The organism is Rhizobium sp. R339, from assembly GCF_002211395.1.
Lineage (GTDB): Bacteria > Pseudomonadota > Alphaproteobacteria > Rhizobiales > Rhizobiaceae > Rhizobium.
Genome location: NZ_LOKV01000010.1, coordinates 117922 through 139568 on the forward strand (window position 1 = coordinate 117922; position 21647 = coordinate 139568).

The window sequence follows — 21647 nt, forward strand, 5'->3', positions numbered from 1 at the left end:
ATGGCAAAAGGCATAGAAATCCGCGCGGCGCATTTTCCCGGCCGCGCACCGATCGATACTTACGGCAATGGCGGCTTCCGCTTTGCCGACATGTCGCATCGCGGCTCGATCCTTTGCCTGCCCTCCGGCATTTATGGCTGGGACATGGATATGTCGAAGCCGCTATCGACTGAAAATTTCCTACGTGTGCTTGAAGAGGCTGGCGATATCGAGGTTCTGCTGGTCGGCACCGGAACCGAGCTCCGCCGTTTGCCGGAGGAGTTGAAGCAGGCGCTGAAGGCGCGCGGCATCTCCTCCGATCCGATGAGCACGGGTGCTGCGGTTCGCACCTTCAACATCATGCTCTCGGAGCAGCGCGCCGTCGCCGCGGCATTGATTGCGGTCTGACGATGACGGAAACCAATATGGCGACGAACCGGGACATCTGCCTGGCGATGCTGCGCGACAATGATCGCGACCGTTACCTTGCCTGCCTCCTCTCGCCGGAGGAAAAGCGCGGCGCGCTTGCAGCCCTCTACGCCTTCAATGCCGAGCTCGCCCGCGTCCGCGATCTCGTGCACGAACCGCTGCCCGGCGAGGTGCGCATGCAATATTGGCGCGACCTTCTGGAAGGCAGCGCGCATGGTTCGACGGCGGCCAATCCCGTCGCCGCAGGCCTTCTGAGCGCGATCGAAACGCATCGCCTGCCGCGCAAGACGCTGATCGACATGATCGAGGCCCGCACTTTCGATCTCTATGACGATCCGATGGAAACGCGTCTTTCACTTGAAGGCTATGCCGGCGAGACGGCATCCGCCCTGATCCAGCTCGCAAGCCTCGTGTTGTCGCCAGAGGTAGCCGCCCGATCGGCCGACGCCGCCGGTCATGCCGGGGTCGCCCAGGCGGTCGCCGGCCTGCTGCTGCTGATGCCGCTGCATCGCCGCCGCGGCCAGGTCTATATTCCGCTGCAGATCCTTTCGGCGACAGGCCTCGACCGCGACGCCTTTCTCGCCGGCGAAGACAGGCCGCGGATCTCTGCCGCCATCGAAGCCTTTTCCGGCCTCGGTCGCGAGCATCTGGAGAAGGCAAGGAAGGCGGGGCCGATTGCGCCGGCCGTCTTTCCGGCTTTCCTGCCGGCCACGCTCGCCGAACCGGTGCTCCTCGCGGCGCAGAAGCGCGGCGCCTTGCTGTTCGATCGGCCGCTGCAGCCGCCGCAATGGCGCCGTCAGCTCCGCATGGCGCTCTCTGCAGCCCGCAGAAAAATCTGACAGCGGTCAAACTCGCGCAAGTCTCGCGCGTTACAAGGCTTAACCGCTACCCTTATGAACGGAGACTCGGCGTGGGCTTTATCGTCTGGTGCGTTCTTTTCGCCATCGTCATTCTATTTGCCTTCGTGGCAACGCGCATGGCTGCGCAGAACAAGGAAGACGGCCTGCACGACACGGGCCTCGCGATCATAGAATTCGGCCGCGCCTTTCCGAACGAGGCGATCCGCCAGCTACAGGCAACGCAAAACGGCCAGGCGATCTTCGTGCGCCTGCACGACAACAAGGCAGGCATCATGCGCAACATGTCGCGTCATTTCGCCTGCCATCTGATCGAGCCCGGCCGCGTGCGCGTCGTCAGTTCGCCGACGGGCAGGGGGCTGGTGATCGATTTCCTCGATGCGCCCCACCACAACGGCGATTTCGAATTCGCTTCCGCCAAAGAGGCCTCAGAGGTTGCGCTCTGGCTGCTCGGCAACTACATCGCTGAGCCGAATAAGGATCTGCCATCCGGCAATACTTCCGCAGCCAACAAGCAGTAGAGGCGCCGCTCAGGCACTTTCGGCAAGCGGCGAGGTCTGGCCGAGCCAGGCGGCGCAGTCGGCAAGGGCGCGGCGCGCGATCAGTTGCCGCTTCATGATCGTCTTGTCCTTGCCGCGGAAACGCTTGACGCCCTCGGGCTTGACGATCGAACCGGGCTGAAGCTCCGGAAACAACCCGAAATTGATGTTCATCGGCTGGAACGAGCGTTTGCCCGGTTCCTCGTCGGTGACGAGGTGCCCGCCGGTGATGTGGCCGAGCAGCGATCCGAGCGCCGTCGTCGCAGGCGGCAGCGAGATCGCCTCGCTCTTGCGTTCGGCAGCGGCAAAACGGCCGGCCAACAGACCGACGCTGGCGCTTTCGACATAGCCCTCGCAGCCGGTGATCTGACCGGCGAAACGCAGGCCCGGCCGTGACTTCAGCGTCAGCGACGGATCGAGCAAAGTGGGGGAGTTGATGTAGGTATTGCGGTGCAGACCGCCGAGGCGGGCAAATTCCGCATTCTCCAGACCAGGGATCATCCGGAAGATGTCCGCCTGCGCGCCGTATTTCAGCTTCGTCTGGAAACCGACCATATTGTAGAGCGTGCCCAGCGCATTGTCCTGCCGCAACTGTACGACGGCATAGGCCTTGACCGTCGGGTTATGCGCGTTCGTCAACCCCATCGGCTTCATCGGGCCGTGGCGCAGCGTCTCGCGGCCGCGTTCGGCCATCACCTCGATCGGCAGGCAGCCGTCGAAATAGGGGGTGCCTTCCCATTCCTTGAAGCCGACCGTGTCGCCCGCGATCAGCGCGTCGACAAAGGCGTTGTACTGCGCCTCGTCCATCGGGCAATTGATGTAATCCTTGCCCGTGCCGCCAGGGCCGACCTTGTCGTAGCGCGACTGATACCAGCAGATATCCATGTCGATGCTCTCGCGGTAGACGATCGGAGCGATGGCATCGAAGAAGGCGAGCGAATCCTCGCCGGTTTCTGCCTGGATGGCGGCTGCGAGCGAGGGCGCCGTCAGCGGGCCGGTGGCGACGATGGCAAGATCCCAATCGCGCGAAGGCAAACCGGTGATTTCCTCGCGCACGACAGTGATGAGGGGATGGTCGTGGATAGCCTTGGTCACCGCGTCGGAGAAGCCGTCGCGATCGACGGCGAGCGCGCCGCCGGCCGGCACCTGATGCCGATCGGCCGCGGCCATGATCAGCGAACCCGCCATGCGCATCTCTGCATGGATGACGCCGACGGCATTGCTGGTCGCGTCGTCTGAGCGGAAGGAATTGGAGCAGACCAGTTCGGCAAGGCCGTCGGTCTTGTGCGCATCCGTGCCGCGCACGCCGCGCATTTCATGCAGGATGACGGGAACGCCGGAACTGGCGATCTGCCAGGCGGCTTCCGAACCGGCAAGCCCGCCGCCGACGACGTGGATGGGCGAATAGGAGGAGATCGTGTTCATTCCGGGCTGATATCATGTCGGCAGATGCGATCCAACACCCCGGAATCAAAAACGGCGCCCTGATGGCGCCGTCTTGGAAGCATCATGCTCGTTATTCCGCTATTAGCGGAACGAGCGGGATGCGATATTGCGGATGTCGTAACGGCTGACGCCGATGTCGGACAGGGTCTGGTTGGAGAGGCTGCCGAGCTCGTTGAGCGTACGGCGGTAGCTGAGCCAGCTTTTTGCAATGCGGATCGGGTTCATTGTCTTCTTCCTCGAACAAATGTCCGCGGGACGGCGGGATCGCCTGTCTCTCTGCGGTTGATGTTTATATAGGCGATCTCAGGCCGATTGTGCAGTGCAAATAAAAGGCGTCTGCCATGCAATTGTGCACGATGATGCTCGTGAATTAAGCGGTGAATATTTTTTGAGCGGGCTAACTATGCCGAAGATCACGCAACCGAAGCGCTAGGAACTTGCGGACAAAAGAAAACGCCCGCTGCGATGCAGCGGGCGTTTCGATAAAGAACAATTCTGCCTGGGAGGAAGCAGGTATCGGCTTGAATTAACGCGAAGAAGCTTCGCGGGCAACGCGATGGATGTCCGACCGGTCGATACCGAGGTCGTGCAATTCGCGGTTGGTCATGCGACCAAGTTCCGTGACGGTCTGACGATACTTGCGCCAGTTATTGAAAGAGCGAGTGATGTTCATGTTAGGCCCCTTTCCGAGGGTTCATCTGCCAGCAGCCACCCATCGGCGCTGACCTCTATTTGATGACTGGAATATATGTTGCGGCGCAAAAGAGGAAAACAGCCAAGTTTTCAGATCACCTATGCGACGTACGCATTGCTTTTCGAGGGTTTGACACGATCTCACCCATTTCTGGTCAACGATTAGGCAGAATGACTCTTTCGAGAAAGCTCTGCTTCGGTGCGCTGAAAGGGATGCCGTTGCCGCAGAACTGGCCGCTCCGGCTCGATACTTTCCGCTTAGGCGGAAGTTGGCGGCCGGCGTTCTTGTCGCCCGCCCCGCACGGTCTGGCGCCATAATCTGACGCTGCGATCTGCCTGGGACGAAGAATCGGGCTTGCTGCTGTTTTAGCTCAGCTTTTCCCAAATAAAACGCCCGCCGGGGGAGGATCCGGCGGGCGCATTAAAGTGACTGGCAACTGGGAGGAGGAGTTGTTGCCAGTCTATCGCAGCGCGCTTGGGAGGAGGAGTGCGCGGCTGCGAATCTCGTCACGGAACAAGAGGTCCGCGGGCATCCGGCAAAACCGGGCCGGGGCGCCATCCCCGTGCTTCGATGACTCTTAAATAGTATGACTAATAAGTCTTTTGCAGTGCAATAAATTCATGAGGGGTATGCGTTGGGCGCATGCCTCTCCGAAGCTGCGCCTATATTAGCAATACTGGCGTTAGCGGCCGGTTAATGTTCACCCCAATTTAGACCAATGAGGATTTTGCATATTTGCCGCAGGGACATTGCGAAGCCTGATGCTGCGTCTATAACGATGGAAGCCACGACGCCCTGGTAAGCGTCGCGGAAATGAGGGGTGGAACATGTATCGCGGCAGACTGCAGCGTGATCTCTCGCTCTGGGTGGGCAAGGGCCTGCTTGGAGAGCAAACGGCAGCCGCACTTCTCGCCGAATACGACAGCCGCCCGGCGAGCTTCAGTCTCGGCCGCGTACTGATGGCGCTGGCGGCCGTTCTGCTTGCCGCCGCCGTCCTGCTGGTCGTGGCTTCCAACTGGGAGGCCATCCCGCGTCTGGTGCGTGTCGGCGCCATCCTTGCTTTGATCTGGGCCGTGCACATCGCAGCCGCCTTGATGCTCGCCCGCGGCGCGTCCGCGGCGGCGAGCGGCTTGCTGGTCCTCGGCGCGATGAGCTTCGGCGGCGCAATTTCGCTGGTCGGGCAGATGTATCACCTTTCCGGCGACCAGCAGACGGTGATGTATTTCTGGTTCGCAATCGCAACGGTCTCGGCGATCCTGTTCCGTTCGGGCGCGGTGGTCGTCGTTGCCGGCTTCCTCTCCTGGGCGTCCTTCGCCGTTTATCTCGAGGGTAACGACAATCATTGGATCGGACTCGATCCCTGGATGGCGCCGGTCATGGCGGCGATCGTCATCGGGCTGGTGCGTTATACCGGCGCCGAGCGTGCACGCCATCTGGCCTATCTGCTGCTGATCGGCTGGCTCGCTTGGCTTTATACTCTTCATGAGGAAATCACCGTGGCGCTCGCCTTCGCGGTCGGCGGCGTGGTGGGCGTCGTTCTGACGGCGGCGCCGATGACGCAGATCGCCTATCTCGTCAGAAGCGCCGGTGCGGCTCCGGCTTTCTACAGCTTCCTCGTCTCTGCAATCGGCTTTCTGTTGCTGCATATCGAAATCGAGAGCGGCTGGCGTCTGGCGGTGCTCGGTGTGGTGACGCTCGCCGCTTCCATCCTGGCGATCGTTCTGCATGGCAGAGACAACGGCGCCGTCCGCTATCTCGCCTATGTGACCTTTGCAGCCGAGATGCTCTATCTCGCCTCCGTCACCATCGGCTCGATCCTCGGCACGTCGAGCCTCTTCCTCTTCTCCGGCCTCGTAGTGGCGCTGGTGGCCTGGGTCGTCATCCGCCTCGAACGGCGCTTTTCCGCTCATGCACGGGAGGAGCACGCATGAACGCGTTCATGGCAAGGCTGCAGTCGGGCAGAGGCTATCTGATTTCGGCAATCGTGATCGCCGGTCTGCAGACGCTGATCCTCGGCACGATCATTCAGAGCCGGGCTTCGATCCTCCGCGACGGCGCCGAGGTGCTCTTGAAGACGGCTCCCGTCGATCCGCGCGATTTCCTGCGCGGCGATTATGTCGTCTTGAACTACGACATTTCCTCCGTGCCGGTGCAGACCATTGCCGGCGGCATTCCTGCAGAGCCCGGGGAGCGCACCTTGTGGGTGCGGCTGAAGAAGCAGCCGGACGGCTTCTGGACAATAGTCGAATCGTCCTTCCAGGCGCTGCCGCCGCAGCCGGAGACCGTGATCCTGCGCAGCCAGCCTTTCTATAGCAGCGGACCGAGCGCCGTTGAAAACATCCGCGTCGAATACGGCATCGAGCGCTACTACGTTCCGGAAGGCGAGGGCAAGCCTATCGAAGAGGCGCGCAATGACGGCAGTGTCGCCATATCGGTGCGCGTCTCGCCATCGGGAAGCGCGCAGATCCGCAGCCTGCTCGTCGATGGCAAGCCTGTTTACGAAGAGCCGCTTTATTGATCCCGGAAGGCTGCAGATCCGCTGTCATTTGCCGTTCATTTTTCCTTTGCCTCGACCAAATCGGGTGATATAGAGACGCCGCGCTCCGGAAGGCCTCATGTGCAGGCATAGGCATGCGGTTTTGCGAACGCGGGTATGGTGAAATTGGTAGACACGCCAGATTTAGGTTCTGGTGCCGCAAGGCGTGGGAGTTCAAGTCTCTCTACCCGCACCAGGCTGTATGCAGGGGGAGACTAAGAATTTAGTTCCCTGATACCCGGAAGCGAGTGCCGTTCCCCCTTGGGTGGAATGATGCAGGAATTGGGAAAAGCCACGCGCGGCACGCTGCCGGCGTCGTGCTCATAGAAACGAACGGCGTCTGGGCACGGCCGCCACGACATGAAGGTAGGAAGACATGCAGGTTATCGAAACGCTCGCTCAAGGGCTGAAGCGCGAAATCAAGGTCGTTATCCCGGCCAAGGATATGGAAGACAAGATGAATGAGCGTCTTGCCGATGTGAAGGACAAGGTCCGCATCAACGGCTTCCGTCCCGGCAAGGTCCCCGCTGCTCACCTGAAGAAGGTCTACGGCAAGTCGATCATGGCCGAGCTCGTCAACGAGATCGTCCGCGAGCAGCCGGCCGCCATCCTGTCCAGCCGCGGCGAGAAGTCGGCCACGCAGCCGGAAATCGCCATGACCGAGGACAAGGACGAAGCCGACAAGATCCTCGCCGCCGAGCAGGATTTCGAATTCACGCTTTCCTACGAAGTGCTGCCGCCGATCGAGCTGAAGTCCGTCAAGGGTGTCAAGGTCACGCGCGAAGTCATCGACATCTCGGATGACGAAGTCAACGAACAGGTCCTGAAGGTCGCCGAAAGCGCCCGTTCTTACGAAAGCAAGACCGGCAAGGCCGCCAACGGCGACCGCATCACCATGGATTACGTCGGCAAGGTCGACGGCGAAGCCTTCGAAGGCGGCACCGACCAGGGCGCCGAGCTGGTGATCGGTTCCGGCCGCTTCATCCCGGGCTTCGAAGATCAGCTCGTCGGCGTCAAGGCCGGCGAAGAGAAGACCATCACCGTAACCTTCCCGGCCGATTATCCCGCCAAGAACCTCGCCGGCAAGGAAGCGACCTTCGACATCACGGTCAAGGACGTCGCAGCGCCTGGCAAGGTTGAGATTAACGACGAACTCGCTTCCAAGCTCGGCATCGAATCCGCCGATCGCCTGAAGGATATCGTCCGCGGCCAGATCGAATCGCAGTACGGCTCGCTGACCCGCCAGAAGCTCAAGCGTCAGATCCTCGACCAGCTCGACGAAATGTATAAGTTCGAGACCCCGGCTTCGCTCGTCGACGCCGAGTACAACGGCATCTGGAGCCAGGTGAACAACGACCTCGCTCAATCAGGCAAGACCTTCGAAGACGAAGACACGACCGAAGAAAAGGCGCGTGAGGAATACAAGACGCTCGCCGAGCGTCGCGTTCGCCTCGGCCTCGTTCTCTCCGAAATCGGCGAAAAGGCCGGCGTCGAAGTGACCGAAGACGAGATGCAGCGCGCTATCTATGATCAGCTGCGCCAGTATCCGGGCCAGGAAAAGCAGATCCTCGAATTCTTCCGCAGCCACCCGGGCGCCGCCGCTTCGATCCGCGCGCCGATCTTCGAAGAGAAGGTCATCGACCATCTGCTGACCGAGATCGACGTCACCGACAAGAAGGTGACGAAGGAAGAGCTGCTCGCCGATGAAGAAGGCGAAGCCAAGACCGAGACCAAGAAGGCCGCTCCGAAGAAGAAGGCTGCCGCCAAGACCGAAGCTGCTGACGCTGGCGAAGGCGAGGAAGCCGCCGCCCCGAAGAAGAAGGCTGCTCCCAAGAAGAAGGCAGCCGACGAAAGCGCCGAATAATCGCTTCCCGGTTCTGAAGTTTGAAAGGCCCCGCCATCGCGCGGGGCCTTTTCTTTTTCGGGTCATCTCGACGGTTCATGGTGTTGTCTTCATCAGCGGCAACAAATAGTTGCAATAGACTATCATTCGATGCAGATTTTGCTGGTGGCCGGAGGGACCAGAAAATGACGGCAAAGCACGACATGAAAAAGCTGGTGGAAGAAATCTATGCTGTGCGTGATCGGGGCGATGTCGAGGGCACGTTGGCGTTGATCGGCAAGGATTGCACCTTCCGAATGGCCGGCAATACGCGGCTGGCGCCTCTTTCGACGGAAGCAGGCGGACAGGCCTTTCGGCAAGTGATAGAGCAGCTCATCACTGTGTGGGATCTATCCAAAATCAAGACCGTCGGCATCTATGTGGACGAGGACGAGCATATGGTCTTCGCTCATCGCGAAGGTGAAGTCAGGCACATCCCTTCGGGCGTATGCTTCCATACGGAGTTCGTCGACAAAATCCATTTCAAGGATGGAAAACCGGTCAAGATCGTCGAATTCGTCGACACGCTGCAAGTGGCTGAGACGACCCGGATAATCCAGGTTGCTTAAACCACCTTCAAAGTCGGAGCCGCCAGAGCCGAGGCGCTTTAGCGGGAACAGCGGCTCAATGCCGTGTCAGCGCCGCGACTTTCCTGACATGGCTCACGGCCGCGGTTCCACCTGAGGTCTTGGTGAAGAGGCTGAGCGTTTCTTCCTCGTCGTCCGCAACGGGTGTCAGAGCCTGATCCATATAGGTCTTCGACTTGGCATCCCGAGAAATCCGGACGGCCGAAATCGTCAGGCCGATGATCGTGCCGGCGAGCGAAGCATGTTTTTTGAATGTTTCCCAGGCAAAGCGCGGCCAGAACACCAGCGGATGTTCGCGCGGCAGTTCGGGGCGTCGCTCGGCCGGCGTCTTTAGGCGCAGGAGGCCGCTCTGCAGCGGATGCACGTTTTCCAGCGGCACGGTGGTGGCGAAGGAGACGAGAACCTTGACGAGCCTTGCCAGCGGCACCCCGGTCGCGACGGCCCGGCGCAGCAGCGTCTTCATATGGTCAGGCGAATAATAGAGCGACCAAGCCTCGTGGTAAATGTCTTCCCACTCCTGCTTGCTCATCTTGGGATGCGCGGTGCAGACATGCTCGACATCGTAGATGTTGAGGTCTCCATCCATCTCGACGCCCTTCTTCCATAGGACCTGATGGTCCTCGGAGCCGGGCAGCGGCGTCAGGATGAAGAATTCGATCACGTCGAGCGGCAACTCTTCCTGGATGATCGCGATGTCGCGGCGGATCGATTCCGGCGTGTCGGCGGGGAAGCCCAGGATATAGCCGGCCAGTGTCATGATGCCCTGCGCCTTCCAGGCGAGCAGCATCTTGCGGTATTCGGTGATCTTGTTCTGGTTCTTCTTGGCGGCCGTCAGATTGTCGGGATTGACGTTTTCGAGGCCGATGAAGACTCGGGTAACGCCGGCCCGCTTGGATTTCTCGATGAAATTGGGAATCTTGTGGCAGAGCGTATCGACCTGGATCATCAGGCCGAGCGGAATGCCGTCGCGCTCCTTGAGCTCGATCAGTCGGTCGAAGATCGCTTCCCAATCCTTGTTGCGGGCGAAATTGTCGTCGGTGATGAAGAATTTATGGATGCCCTGCGCCCAGTTCATCCGCACCAGCTTTTCGACGTCGTCGGCCGAACGGAATCGCGACTTGCGTCCCTGCACGTTGATGATGGTGCAGAACGAGCACTGGTAGGGACAGCCGCGTCCGGCATCGAAGCTGGTGCTGAGGCCGAGCGTGCGCTGGATATTGTCCTTCGGCAGGAAGGGAACTGGCGTGCCGCCGATGCCGGGAAGGTCGTTCATGAAATTATAGAGCGGCTTCAGCTCGCCGCTAGCGGCGTCACGCAGCACCATGTCCAGCCGCCCCTCGGCTTCGCCCGCAAACATCGAGACGCCCATCTCGCGGCAGGCGTCGAGCCCGACGGCCTGGCCGTCGAGCATCGACAGGCAGCCGGAAACATGGAATCCGCCCATCGAAACCGGCAGGCCGGCATCACGGAAGGGACGGGCGATATCGAGCGCGCGCGGATATTGGTTCGATTGGACGCCGACCAGCGCCACCATGCCGAAATTGCCGTGACGTTTGAACTGGGCGAGCAACCGGGCGAAATCGATCCTCGTGTTGGTCTCGTCGATCACGGTGATGTCGATGTCGGTATCGGGACCGAGCACTTTGCGCTCGGCGCATTCGGCGGCGATGCCATAGAGAGCCGCGAGCGAATTGGACGGGATCATCGCCCGCCACCAGCGGATGACATAACCGTCATCGTCGTAGTGAGACGGCTTGATCAGGATGAGCTGAAAACGTCGGCGTGCCGACTCCAGGACCTGGGACAAGAGTATCTATCTTTCTCTAAAAGCCGCTGCCCGGAGACAACACGGATCTGAAGGCGAAAATCAGGCACGGCGTATCGATGTCGCTTGGAGATCTAACGCGTAAAAAGCGTCGCTGCATGCAGATGGGTGCGGCGCACAATCCTTAATATACTACATGATATCGAGCAGCAATGCGCGGTGGTCGGAGACCTCGGGCGCCTCGACCACTTCGAATTTGGCGACCGTCACCTCTGATGTCACCAACATATAGTCGGCAAAGCGACCTGCTTTTGCGTAGTAAGAGGTCCGCGTGTCCGCAAAGCCGTTTCCGGTGACAAGATCGGAAAGCCCGAGCCTGCCGAGAATCGTAAAGGTCGCGCTGTCGGGCAGCACGTTGAAATCCCCGCAGACCACAAGTCCCTCGCTGCCCGGCCAGACCCGTTCGATGAGGCTGACCAGTGCTTCAGCTTGTTCTTGGCGCGCCGCCGTATCGCCCTTGCCCGCGGGGTCGCGCAGCCCATGCATATGGGCGATCGTTACAGTGGAAGCATGCTGGTTGCTGAAGAGGCGGATGCAATGGGCATTCCGCGGCCGCGGATGTTGCCCCCAGCCATCGCGGGAATAATGGCCGTGCACGAAGTCCAGACCCTGGGCGATGACGGAGTATGATTTGCGCACGAAGGTCGCCAGTCCGAATTCGGCAGCGACGGTGGTGTCGCCGCTGAAGAGTTCGCCTCTCGATGTCGGGCAGAAAAAGCCGTCATGGCCGGGCAGGGCGGCGCTGATTTCTTCGAAGAGATTGGCGCGCTGCGGCAGTTCCATCCCAGCATCACGATAGATCGACCATCCCGGGGCCGCACCCGGCGCCCGCAGCACCTCCTGCAGGCACAGCACGTCGGGATCGGCCTGCCTGACATAGGCGATCAGGGCCTCGTGCAGCCTGCCGCCCCATGCGTTCAGCGAAATGATCCGCACTGTCCTTCGGCTCCGTTTTGGCGGTCGGATTTAAACGCCGGCGCTGCGGTCAGCCCTAAAGCGCGTCGCGATCTTTCAGATTCGCTCCTTGCGCTTTAGGTTTGCTTTCTCGCATGTCTTTGCCGCAAAACCGCTGCACACTTTTGCGCGACATGCTTTAGAGCTCCGACTTGATGTCGCCCATCCGGTTCCAGGCATCGAGGCCGGCGATCTTGTAGGCTTCGGCCAGCGTCGGATAGTTGAAGGTGTTTTCGACGAAATATTCGACCGTGCCTTTGAGATTGAGCACCGCCTGTCCGATATGCACCAGTTCGGTGGCGCCTTCGCCGACGATATGCACCCCGAGAAGGCGGCGCGTCTTCAGGGAGAAGATCAGCTTCAGAAGGCCGGTGTCGAGGCCCATGATGTGGCCGCGCGAGGTCTCGCGGAAGCGGGCGATGCCGCATTCATAGGGAATGCCGCGCTCCTTCATCTCCTCTTCGGTCAGGCCGCATGTCGAAATCTCCGGCACGGCATAGATGCCGTAAGGGAAATATTTCTGCGGCTCCTTGGCGACCGCGCCGATCGCGACGCGGGCGGCGATGCGGCCCTGTTCCATCGAGGTCGAGGCGAGGCTCGGAAAGCCGACGACATCGCCGGCGGCGTAGACATTCGGGACGGAGGTCTGGAAGGTCTCCGGATTGACCTTGAGGCGGCCGCGGTTGTCTGCCTCGAGGCCAATGGCTTCAAGGTTGAGCGTATCGGTCGCGCCCATGCGACCGGCGGCAAAAAGCACCATGTCGGTCACGAGGTGGCGGCCGTTGTCGAGTGTCAGCTGCACCTTGCCGGTGTCCAGCCGCTCGACCTTATCGGCCTTGGTGCCGAGCAGCAGCTTCATATTGCGGTCGCGCAGCTGGTAGGTGAAATCCTCGATGATTTCCTTGTCGATGAAGTCGAGCATGGTCGACTTCGGATCGATGACGGTCACGGCAGTATCCAGCGCCGAAAAGATCGTCGCATATTCGATGCCGATAACGCCGGCGCCGATGACAATCATCGTGCGCGGCAGTTCTTCGATATCGAGCAGCTCGTCGCTGTCGAGAACGGTCTTGCCGTCGAAGGGCATGTAATCGGGGCGGAAAGGCTTGGTGCCGACGGCGAGCAGAATGCTGGCGCCGCTGACCTGGGTAATTTCGCCGTCATCCTTGACGACCTGGAGCGTCGACGCATCGATGAAGCTCGCCTTGCCGCGCATATGGTGCACACGATTGCGGGCGAACTGATGCTCGAGCACTTCCACTTCATGGTTGAGCGTAATGAGCAGACGGCGGCGCAGATCTTCGGCGCTGATCTCCTGCTTGACGCGATAGGACCGGCCATAGAAGCCGCGCTCGCGCCAGCCGGAAAGATTGAGCGCCGTCTCGCGCAGCGTTTTCGAGGGGATCGTGCCGGTATGGACGGAAACGCCTCCGACGCGTTTGCCCTGCTCGATGACGAGCACCTTTTTGCCGAGTTTCGCAGCCTGGATCGCGCCGCGGCGCCCTGCGGGACCGCTACCCACCACAACGAGATCGTACTGAAACATTCTCTAGCCTCGGATTGGAAATGGAATCATTTTGCGACAAAAATGTCGCTCCTCTATCGGTAGCCGGTCAATGTTACAGATTGTTTTACAGCTGCCGATTCAGCCGGACCTGTGCTTTTCTGATCAGCTTGGGCCTTGGCTGACATGGCCGTCTTTGCCGATGATGATTTCGTCACGGACGATGATATCAAGCGCCTTCGTCGCGTCGATGATCACCTTCGTCATATCGAAGTCCGTGCGCGACGACTGTTCATGCGCGGGTGATGTAGTCCGCGGAAATATCGCTTACCCTGGTAACGCCGAGCAGCGCCATATTGCTATGCAGTTCCGTCTTCAGGATGTCCGCTGCCTTGAGCACGCCCGGTAGCCCCGCGACGGCTGCAGCATAAAGAAACGGCCGGCCCACGAACACGAAGCAGGCCCCTAGCGCCAGCGCCTTCATGATATCCGTTCCACGCCTGATGCCGCCATCGACCATGACGGCAATGCTGTCTCCAACACGTGCGGCAATCTCCGGAAGGGCCTGAAGGGGAGATGCGGTGCCGTCGAGCTGGCGGCCGCCATGATTGGAGACGATCACTCCATCCGCTCCGATATCGGCAGCCCGTGCCGCATCTTCAGGATGCATGATCCCCTTGACCACGAGCTTGCCGGACCACCTTTTGCGTATTCGCTCCAAATGATCCCAGTTGAGATGATCACGTTTGCCGAAATCACGCGTCACACTCTGGGAGATGATCGGCGCGCCCCTTGTGGCGTAGGAATTTTCAAAATGCGGAATGCCGTGCCGGGCGATCGTGCGCAGGAATGTGCCGGTGGTCCAGCGGGGGTGCGAGATGCCCTGCCATGCCAAGCGCAGACCAGGACGCAAAGGCGTCGAAAACCCGGCCCTTACATTGTTTTCGCGATTTGGCAGGGTGGCCACGTCGACGGTCAGCAGGAGCGTGCGGATGCCGGCCGCGGCAACGCGATCGATGAGAGCGTCGATACGGTCGGGTTCGCCGGGGAGATACGCCTGAAACCATGCTTCGGGCGAAGCCGCAGCTATCTCTTCCAGGGGGATGAGTGACGAACCGCTGATAATCATCGGGATTCCCGATCGGTCCGCTCCTTGCGCGAGTACGATGTCACCTCGGTAGGCCATCAGCGCGCTGATCCCCATCGGCGCGATGCCGAACGGTACGGCATAAGTTTTGCCGAAGAGGCTCGTCTCGGTGCTGCGCGTCGAGACGTCCCGAAGGACGCGAGGCCGGAAGGCATAGGCCTGGAAAGCCGCTGCGTTGTGCCGCAGCGACGCGTTGGTTTCGGTCGCGCCGGCAATATAACCGAACAGAGGCTTGGGCAGATGCCGCCGCGCCTTCATTTCGAAGTCATCGAGGCAGAGCACGTCGCGGCAGAGCCGGGTCGATCGATCAGTGTTACCGCTGGAGATCGTCATGTGCTTTATCTTCTCGGTATCCCCAGCGGGCATCGTGCAGCGAATGGGCGCAGATTGCATACAATCGCGCACCACCGACTGCTGTCAACTCCAGCCTTGCTTTTCAGATCAGCTTCAGCCCCTTCAGGCTGACATGGCCGTCCTTGCCAATGATGACGTGGTCGTGGACGGTGATGTCGAGCGCTTTTGCTGCCTCGATGATCACCTTGGTCATGTCGATATCGGCGCGTGATGGCGTCGGATCGCCGGACGGATGGTTGTGCACGAGGATCATCGCCGTTGCCGAAAGCTCGAGCGCGCGCTTGACCACCTCGCGCGGATAGACCGGCGTATGGTCGACCGTGCCGCGGCCCTGCACTTCGTCGGCGATCAGCACGTTGCGCTTGTCGAGGAAGAGAATGCGGAACTGTTCGCGCGTCTCATGCGCCATGGCCGCATGGCAATATTGGATGACCGAGGACCAGGAGGACAGGACCTGCTTGTTCCTGAGTTCGCTCTTCAGGGTTCGCTGGGCGACGGTAGAGATCAGCTTCAGGTCGAGCGCCACGGCCTCGCCGACGCCCTTGACCTCCGTCAGCAGCGACGCGGGCGCGCCGAAGACGCCGGCGAGCGAGCCGAAGCGTTCGATCAGCGCCTTGGCGATCGGCTTGGTGTCGCGCCGCGGGATCAGGCGGAAGAGCAAGAGCTCGAGGATTTCGTAGTCGGCAAGAGCGGTCTCGCCTTGTTCGCGGAAGCGGTCGCGCAACCGCTCGCGATGGCCGTGATAATGCTCCTGGACCGCAAGCGAAGCGGGCAGGGCGGCCTTCGCATTCCCGGCAGGTGGTTTTCCCGGCCGGCCGAAGAACGAGCGTTCATCGGCGGCAACGGGCTCCTCGAAAGGCAGTTCGTCGGAAGAGGGAACGGGCCCTTTCGCCATCGGATCACCCGCTGAGCGATGGCAGGCCGGGGCGGTCGAGGCCATTGGGCGACAGCGTGAAGATCTCGCAGCCGTTGGCGGTGACGCCGACGGTATGTTCGTACTGCGCCGAAAGCGAGCGGTCGCGGGTCACCGCCGTCCAGCCGTCGGCAAGCACCTTCACATGCGGCCGGCCGAGATTGATCATCGGCTCGATGGTGAAGATCATGCCTTCGCGCAACTCCGGCCCCTCGTTGGCGCGGCCGTAATGCAGGATATTCGGCGAATCGTGGAACAGCCGGCCGACGCCGTGGCCGCAGAAATCACGGACCACCGAGCAGCGCTCGGCCTCGGCATAGGCCTGGATCGCCTCGCCGATCGCGCCGGTGCGGGCGCCGGGCCGGACGGCGGCGATGCCGCGCATCAGCGATTCGTAGGTCACCTCGAGCAGCCGCTCGGCCGCGCGTTTGATCGTGCCGACGGGATACATCCGGCTGGAATCGCCGTGCCAGCCGTCGAGCACGAAGGTGACGTCGATATTGACGATATCGCCTTCGCGTAGCGGCTTGTCGTTCGGAATGCCGTGGCAGACGACGTGGTTGATCGAGGTGCAGGTCGATTTGGTGTAGCCGCGATAGTTCAGCGTCGCCGGATAGGCACCGTGATCCATGCCGAAATCGAAGACGAATCGGTCGATGTCATCGGTCACCAGTCCCGGCTTGACGATATCGGCGAGCGCGTCGAGGCAGCGCGCGGTCAGCTGGCACGCCCTGCGCATGCCTTCGAATGCTTCCGAGTCGTAAAGCCGGATGGCGCCCGTATTCTTCGGGGGCGCGGAAGAGGCTTCGATATAGTTCACCATTGCAGGGCCTTAGCAAAGAATATTAGATTTGTTCATAATGCAGCTATGCCGGGTTCGTCCATCGCGATCAACCGCGCGGGCGATAATTCTGAACCCATCCGATCCGCCGAGCGCGCGGCTTTCCGCATCCCTTCGGGATCAAATCGCCGGTCCGGCCGGAATATCCACAATCTTCCCAAGGAGATAGGATTGATCGGATGAAATCCCCCAGCTACTCACCGATTGGTGACAGCGGGGAAGGGTCGGTCATGCTGAATGAAGTCGTAGAAATTGAAACTTTGCCTCAAACGGTGGAGCCGGAACGGCGCGTGCGCGACCGCGGCGCCACCGAGCGCGCCATCCTTGCCGCAGCCAAGAGCCTGCTGGCCGCGGAAGGCTTCCAGAATTTCGGCATCAACGCCGTCGCCCGCCGCGCCGGCTGCGACAAGCAGCTGATCTATCGCTATTATGGCGGCCTCGACGGGCTGGTCGAGGCGATCGGCGCCGATCTCGGCAACTGGGTGAGGGATCGCATCCCCGAAGATACCGGCGGCATGTTCCTGCTCACCTATGGCGACCTGATGGAGCGGCTGGCGCTTCTGCTGCTCGACGCTTTGCGGAGCGATCCGCTGATGCGCCGCATCCTCGCCTGGGAAATATCGGAAAACACCGAGCAGGTGAGGCGGCTTTCCGAAGCCCGCTCGAAGGCGCTTGCTCTCTGGCTGGAGCGGATGCGCGGATCGCTGGCGCCGCCGAAGGGCGTGGACACAGCCGCCATCAACGCCGTCATCATTGCCGCGATCCAGCATCTCGTGCTTGCCGGTGCTGCAGGCGGGCAGTGCGCAGGTCTGGCGCTGAAGACGCCCAAGGACTGGGAGAAGGCGGCGACGGCGCTGAAGCGCATCGTGCGCGGCGTCTACGGCTGACAGCTCTTCATCCACAGGGGCGGCCTGCCGCGTTAACCTTAATGAATGGTTTACGTTGCGTGGGGGTGGTTAACCCGACAGTGTCGCGGTCAGCAGAGATGATACGAGTAGAGTGTCGAGTTGACGTCCATGGGAGCCAAAATCGCTAAAGCCTTGTTGCTCGTGACAGCGGTGATGTTCTTCGCGGTCCTGGCGCTGGATATTGCGGTTCCCGCGTTGGTGCTGTGTGCCATGGCATTGTCGATCTGGCTGGTCTCTCTCGATCTGCCCGTCACGCGCAAGCATGGAGGAGAGGCCGCATGAAGTGGTTTCTGATCTTCTGGGCCGGCCCCATCGTCTTCCTGGGTGGATGGTACTGGCTTTCCTATTACGACATGAATTTCGGCATCTTCATGCTGACACGGCAGGTCCATGATCTGACCTTCCAGCTCTATGGCGAAGCACTTGGTATTCCGCCCGAGACCATCCCGCCGCTCGTTGCCCGCGCGATCGCCGTCGACAGCCTTGTCGTCTTCGCCATCCTCGCCTTCAGAAAGCGCAAGTCCATCATCGCCTGGTGGAGGGCGCGTCAGGCGCTGAATTCGTCTCCAGCAGACCTTGCCAGCAAGGAAAGCCTGTCTAGGGCGCCCTGAAGAATGAAGCTTGCCGCGGCCGAATCGATCCGTTCGGCCCGCTTGGCGCGCGAGACGTCCATTTCGAGCAGCGCCCGTTCCGCCGCAACCGTCGAAAGCCGCTCGTCCCAGTAGACGAAGGGCAGCGCCGTCTTCTGCTCCATATTGCGCACGAAGGCGCGCGTTGCCTGCACACGCGGGCCGGCCGAGCCGTCCATGTTCATCGGCAGGCCGATGACGAAGCCAGCGATCTTTTCGGCTGCGGCAAAGTCCAGCAGCGCCTCAGCATCGATGGTGAACTTGACCCGGCGGATCACCGGGCGCGGCGTGGCGAAACGTCGCCCGAGATCGGACATCGAAAGCCCGATCGTCTTGGTGCCGAGGTCGAGGCCTGCGATCGCCTGTCCAGGTGAAAGCGCCTCGGCCATTTCCTCGATTGTCAGCACCGTCATCGCCGTCTCGTCCCGTCAAAAGAAATTGAAGCCACCGCCGCTTTCCTTTGCAGGCGCATGAGATATGTCCTTACCATCGAAATCAGATTTTGCATCACGTTAGGAGAGATTTCATGAAGATCACCTGGCTCGGCCATTCCGCCTTCCGTATCGAGACCGGCAAGGCGAAGATCCTGCTCGATCCGTTCCTCACCCACAACGCTTCCTTTTCCGGCCAGGATATCAAGGATGTTTCCTCAGACGTCACTCACATCCTGCTGACGCATGGCCATGGCGACCATGTCGGCGATACCGTGGCGCTCGCCCGGGAAACCGGCGCTGTCGTGCTCGCCAATGCCGATCTTGCCGCATGGCTGGGGTCCAAGGGCGTCGACAGGATCGAGATGGGCAATACCGGCGGCACGATCACGCTCGGCGGTTTCTCCGCAACCTTCACCAATGCGCTGCATTCCTCCGCCCAGATCACCGAGGACGGCGTCTCGCATGCGCTCGGCAACGCCAACGGCCTGATGCTGCATTTCGACGACGAGGCATCGATCTTCGCCATGGGCGACACCGACATCTTTTCCGACATGGCGCTGATCAACGAATTGCATCAGCCCGATATCGGCCTCGTGCCGGTCGGCGATCGTTTCACCATGGGCGGCGCGGTGGCCGCACTCGCCTGCCAGCGCTATTTCAGCTTCAAGATGGCGATCCCCTGCCACTTCGGCACCTTCCCGATCATCGACCAGACGGCCGATAAATTCGTTGCCGGCATGGAGGGAGCGAAGACCGAAGCGAAGGCGATGAAGCCTGCCGAGAGCCTGTCGATCTGACGAAACCCCGTTGCACAGCGCGGACATGGCCTTTATAGCGGGTAGGAAAAATCCCATCCGGAGAATGCCATGTCCGTCGATCTCGCCACCGTCAAGCGCGTCGCTCGCCTTGCCCGTATTGCCGTCTCCGAAGATGAGGCAAATCGCATGGTCGGCGAATTGAACGGCATCCTCGGCTTCGTCGAGCAGCTCTCCGAAGTCAATGTCGATGGCGTCGAGGCGATGACCTCGGTGACGCCGATGGCGATGAAGAAGCGTACCGACGAGGTGACCGACGGCAACAAACCGGCCGATGTCGTCGCCAATGCGCCCGTCACCGATCATAATTTCTTCCTGGTGCCGAAAGTCGTCGAATAAGGCTTCGAACGCCTCTTTCCGACCCTGTTGCCATTTTTCAGATCTGAAGCGAAAACACGATGAGCGAACTCACCAGCCTGACCATTGCCGAAGCCCGCAAGAAGCTGCGCGCCAAGGAAATCACCGCAATCGAACTCACCGAAGCCTATATTTCGGCGATCGACGCGGCCAATGGCCGGCTCAATGCCTATGTTAAAACGACGCCGGATCTCGCCCGCCTCATGGCTCGCAAGTCCGATGAGCGCATCGCTGCCGGCACGGCCGGCGAGCTCGAAGGCATTCCGCTCGGCATCAAGGATCTCTTCGCCACCGTTGGCGTGCACACCCAGGCTTGCAGCCATATTCTCGATGGGTTCGAACCGCGTTATGAATCGACGGTGACGCAAAACCTATGGGATGACGGCGCCGTCATGCTCGGCAAGCTGAACATGGACGAATTCGCCATGGGCTCGTCCAACGAGACCTCCTACTACGGTCCGGTGATCAATCCCTGGCGGGCCGGCGGCTCCAACCAGCAGCTCGTCCCGGGCGGCTCCTCCGGCGGCTCGGCCGCAGCCGTCGCCGCGCATCTTTGCGCCGGCGCCACGGCGACCGATACGGGCGGCTCGATCCGCCAGCCGGCGGCCTTCACCGGCACCGTCGGCATCAAGCCCACCTATGGCCGCTGCTCGCGCTGGGGCACCGTCGCCTTCGCGTCCTCGCTCGACCAGGCCGGTCCGATCGCTCGCGACGTGCGCGACGCCGCGATTCTTCTAAAGTCGATGGCAAGCACCGACGCCAAGGACACGACCTCGGTCGATCTGCCGGTGCCGGATTACGAAGCGGCCCTCGGCCAGTCGCTTAAGGGCATGAAGATCGGCATTCCGAACGAATACCGCGTCGATGGCATGCCCGAGGAGATCGAGACCCTCTGGCGCCAGGGCATCGCCTGGCTGAAGGATGCCGGCGCCGAGATCGTCGACATTTCGCTGCCGCACACGAAATATGCTCTTCCGGCCTATTACATCGTCGCTCCCGCCGAGGCATCCTCGAACCTCGCGCGTTACGACGGCGTCCGCTACGGTCTGCGCGTCGACGGCAAGGATATCGTCGACATGTACGAGAAGACGCGCGCCGCGGGCTTCGGCCAGGAAGTCAAGCGCCGCATTATGATCGGCACCTATGTGCTGTCGGCCGGTTATTACGATGCCTATTACATCCGCGCCCAGAAAGTGCGCACGCTGATCAAGCGCGATTTCGAACTCGCCTTCGATGCCGGTGTCGACGCCATCCTGACGCCAGCCACGCCGTCGTCGGCCTTCGGCATCGCCGATGAGAACCTCGCCGCCGATCCGGTGAAGATGTATCTGAACGACATCTTCACGGTGACGGTCAACATGGCCGGCCTGCCGGGCATCGCCGTGCCCGCCGGCCTCGACCAGAAGGGCCTGCCGCTCGGCCTGCAGCTGATCGGCAAGGCCTTTGACGAGGAAACCCTCTTCAAGACCGCCCACGTCATCGAACAGGCCGCCGGCAAATTCACGCCGGCCAAGTGGTGGTAACGGGCCTCACGATCCGCACGATAACGCCTGCCGACCATAAAACGGTCGGCGCCGTCGGCTTCGCCGCTTGGGCCGCAGGCGAGGCTTTTGAGGATTGCTATCGCGATCCCGATGTCATGGCCAAGGTACGGCAAGAGTTCGTCGTCTTTCCCCATGAGACGAAGGGTGAGATCTTCGTTGCCGAACTAGCGGACGATATCGTCGGCTGGCGTGCGCGGGAAGATGAACGGAACTATGTGTCCGATCTCTGGGTACATCCGGATTATCAGGGCAAGGGTGTCGGCCGGGCTCTGCTGTTGCATCTTTGCGAGCTGATGGCGGCCGAAGGGCTGGCGACGGCCCGGCTCGACACACATGCCAGGAATGCGCGCGCGATCCGTCTTTACGAACGCTGCGGCTTCAGCATCATCTGGCAGGGGATCGAATTTTCCAAGAGCATGGGTGTCCCGCTCGAAAAGGTGCATATGGAGAAGTCATTGGCTGATCGATAGCCA

24 protein-coding genes, 1 tRNA gene and 1 pseudogene are annotated in these 21647 nt (G+C 61.1%); 15 read left to right on the forward strand and 11 right to left on the reverse strand.

Annotated features, from left to right (window positions below; translation table 11 throughout):
* The 3 genes from ATY76_RS13735 to ATY76_RS13745 all read left to right on the forward strand — a co-directional run bounded on the left by ATY76_RS13735 (position 1) and on the right by ATY76_RS13745 (position 1786).
* Positions 1-387, forward strand: coding sequence for an Mth938-like domain-containing protein (locus ATY76_RS13735; RefSeq protein ID WP_088675299.1), 387 nt, complete (start codon positions 1-3; stop codon positions 385-387).
* Between the two features lie 2 nt (positions 388-389).
* Entirely contained in the window at positions 390-1247 is an 858-nt protein-coding gene (locus ATY76_RS13740; protein WP_088675300.1) for a phytoene/squalene synthase family protein, read from the forward strand.
* 71 nt (positions 1248-1318) lie between these two features.
* Positions 1319-1786: a hypothetical protein gene (locus ATY76_RS13745; protein WP_088675301.1), complete on the forward strand. Its 468-nt coding sequence runs from the start codon at positions 1319-1321 to the stop codon at positions 1784-1786.
* A 9-nt stretch (positions 1787-1795) separates the two neighbouring features.
* Here ATY76_RS13745 and trmFO read toward each other — a convergent pair whose 3' ends face one another.
* From trmFO to ATY76_RS13760, 3 genes are all read right to left on the reverse strand, one after another.
* Positions 1796-3229, reverse strand: coding sequence for a methylenetetrahydrofolate--tRNA-(uracil(54)-C(5))-methyltransferase (FADH(2)-oxidizing) TrmFO (gene trmFO, locus ATY76_RS13750; RefSeq protein WP_088675302.1), 1434 nt, complete (start codon positions 3227-3229; stop codon positions 1796-1798).
* Between the two features lie 102 nt (positions 3230-3331).
* On the reverse strand, positions 3332-3475 hold the full coding sequence (locus ATY76_RS13755; RefSeq protein WP_004678841.1) for a DUF1127 domain-containing protein: 144 nt from the start codon (positions 3473-3475) through the stop codon (positions 3332-3334).
* Positions 3476-3776: 301 nt separating this feature from the next.
* On the reverse strand, positions 3777-3923 hold the full coding sequence (locus tag ATY76_RS13760) for a DUF1127 domain-containing protein (RefSeq protein ID WP_004678838.1): 147 nt from the start codon (positions 3921-3923) through the stop codon (positions 3777-3779).
* 848 nt (positions 3924-4771) lie between these two features.
* Here ATY76_RS13760 and ATY76_RS13765 point away from each other — a divergent pair.
* The 5 genes from ATY76_RS13765 to ATY76_RS13785 all read left to right on the forward strand — a co-directional run bounded on the left by ATY76_RS13765 (position 4772) and on the right by ATY76_RS13785 (position 8931).
* A complete protein-coding gene (locus tag ATY76_RS13765) occupies positions 4772-5875 on the forward strand; it encodes a DUF2157 domain-containing protein (protein ID WP_088675303.1) in 1104 nt (367 codons plus the stop codon).
* Complete coding sequence (locus tag ATY76_RS13770) at positions 5872-6462, forward strand: GDYXXLXY domain-containing protein (protein ID WP_088675304.1); 591 nt, start codon at positions 5872-5874, stop codon at positions 6460-6462. The genes ATY76_RS13765 and ATY76_RS13770 overlap by 4 nt, the downstream gene beginning before the upstream one ends.
* A 129-nt stretch (positions 6463-6591) precedes the next feature.
* A tRNA-Leu gene (locus ATY76_RS13775) sits at positions 6592-6676 on the forward strand.
* 180 nt (positions 6677-6856) lie between these two features.
* Positions 6857-8344: a trigger factor gene (gene tig, locus ATY76_RS13780; protein WP_088675305.1), complete on the forward strand. Its 1488-nt coding sequence runs from the start codon at positions 6857-6859 to the stop codon at positions 8342-8344.
* Between the two features lie 164 nt (positions 8345-8508).
* Positions 8509-8931: a nuclear transport factor 2 family protein gene (locus ATY76_RS13785; RefSeq protein WP_088675306.1), complete on the forward strand. Its 423-nt coding sequence runs from the start codon at positions 8509-8511 to the stop codon at positions 8929-8931.
* A 55-nt stretch (positions 8932-8986) separates the two neighbouring features.
* Here ATY76_RS13785 and ATY76_RS13790 read toward each other — a convergent pair whose 3' ends face one another.
* The 7 genes and pseudogenes from ATY76_RS13790 to map form a co-directional block, all read right to left on the reverse strand.
* Complete coding sequence (locus ATY76_RS13790) at positions 8987-10756, reverse strand: radical SAM protein (RefSeq protein ID WP_088675307.1); 1770 nt, start codon at positions 10754-10756, stop codon at positions 8987-8989.
* Between the two features lie 150 nt (positions 10757-10906).
* Entirely contained in the window at positions 10907-11710 is an 804-nt protein-coding gene (locus ATY76_RS13795; protein ID WP_088675308.1) for an endonuclease/exonuclease/phosphatase family protein, read from the reverse strand.
* 157 nt (positions 11711-11867) lie between these two features.
* Complete coding sequence (gene sthA / locus ATY76_RS13800; RefSeq protein ID WP_088675309.1) at positions 11868-13274, reverse strand: Si-specific NAD(P)(+) transhydrogenase; 1407 nt, start codon at positions 13272-13274, stop codon at positions 11868-11870.
* A gap of 123 nt (positions 13275-13397) precedes the next feature.
* Positions 13398-13535, reverse strand: a pseudogene (locus tag ATY76_RS13805) (JAB domain-containing protein); the annotation flags it as partial.
* The gene (locus tag ATY76_RS13810) at positions 13525-14712 is read right to left on the reverse strand and encodes an alpha-hydroxy acid oxidase (protein ID WP_088675311.1); all 1188 of its coding nucleotides are present in this window, start codon (positions 14710-14712) and stop codon (positions 13525-13527) included. The gene ATY76_RS13810 and the pseudogene ATY76_RS13805, both read right to left, overlap by 11 nt.
* Before the next feature lie 103 nt (positions 14713-14815).
* Positions 14816-15628, reverse strand: coding sequence for a DNA repair protein RadC (gene radC / locus ATY76_RS13815; protein WP_088675338.1), 813 nt, complete (start codon positions 15626-15628; stop codon positions 14816-14818).
* A gap of 4 nt (positions 15629-15632) precedes the next feature.
* The gene (gene map, locus ATY76_RS13820) at positions 15633-16469 is read right to left on the reverse strand and encodes a type I methionyl aminopeptidase (protein ID WP_088675312.1); all 837 of its coding nucleotides are present in this window, start codon (positions 16467-16469) and stop codon (positions 15633-15635) included.
* 248 nt (positions 16470-16717) lie between these two features.
* Between map and ATY76_RS13825 the strand changes: the two genes are divergently transcribed.
* The 3 genes from ATY76_RS13825 to ATY76_RS13830 all read left to right on the forward strand — a co-directional run bounded on the left by ATY76_RS13825 (position 16718) and on the right by ATY76_RS13830 (position 18006).
* A complete protein-coding gene (locus ATY76_RS13825) occupies positions 16718-17374 on the forward strand; it encodes a TetR/AcrR family transcriptional regulator (RefSeq protein ID WP_088675313.1) in 657 nt (218 codons plus the stop codon).
* Between the two features lie 129 nt (positions 17375-17503).
* Entirely contained in the window at positions 17504-17677 is a 174-nt protein-coding gene (locus ATY76_RS33710; RefSeq protein ID WP_190233651.1) for a hypothetical protein, read from the forward strand.
* Positions 17674-18006: a DUF6105 family protein gene (locus ATY76_RS13830; RefSeq protein ID WP_088675314.1), complete on the forward strand. Its 333-nt coding sequence runs from the start codon at positions 17674-17676 to the stop codon at positions 18004-18006. The genes ATY76_RS33710 and ATY76_RS13830 overlap by 4 nt, the downstream gene beginning before the upstream one ends.
* Here the strand turns inward: ATY76_RS13830 and ruvX are convergent.
* On the reverse strand, positions 17943-18437 hold the full coding sequence (ruvX, locus tag ATY76_RS13835; RefSeq protein ID WP_088675315.1) for a Holliday junction resolvase RuvX: 495 nt from the start codon (positions 18435-18437) through the stop codon (positions 17943-17945). The two genes, ATY76_RS13830 and ruvX, sit on opposite strands and share 64 nt — an antisense overlap.
* A gap of 113 nt (positions 18438-18550) precedes the next feature.
* On the opposite strand from ruvX, the gene ATY76_RS13840 reads away from it, so the two are divergent.
* From ATY76_RS13840 to ATY76_RS13855, 4 genes are all read left to right on the forward strand, one after another.
* Entirely contained in the window at positions 18551-19255 is a 705-nt protein-coding gene (locus ATY76_RS13840; protein ID WP_088675316.1) for a metal-dependent hydrolase, read from the forward strand.
* A gap of 69 nt (positions 19256-19324) precedes the next feature.
* Positions 19325-19612, forward strand: coding sequence for an Asp-tRNA(Asn)/Glu-tRNA(Gln) amidotransferase subunit GatC (gatC, locus tag ATY76_RS13845; RefSeq protein WP_088675317.1), 288 nt, complete (start codon positions 19325-19327; stop codon positions 19610-19612).
* Between the two features lie 59 nt (positions 19613-19671).
* The gene (gene gatA / locus ATY76_RS13850) at positions 19672-21153 is read left to right on the forward strand and encodes an Asp-tRNA(Asn)/Glu-tRNA(Gln) amidotransferase subunit GatA (protein ID WP_088675318.1); all 1482 of its coding nucleotides are present in this window, start codon (positions 19672-19674) and stop codon (positions 21151-21153) included.
* The gene (locus ATY76_RS13855; RefSeq protein WP_088675319.1) at positions 21144-21644 is read left to right on the forward strand and encodes a GNAT family N-acetyltransferase; all 501 of its coding nucleotides are present in this window, start codon (positions 21144-21146) and stop codon (positions 21642-21644) included. Before gatA ends, ATY76_RS13855 begins: the two co-directional genes overlap by 10 nt.
* The last annotated feature ends 3 nt before the right edge of the window (positions 21645-21647 follow it).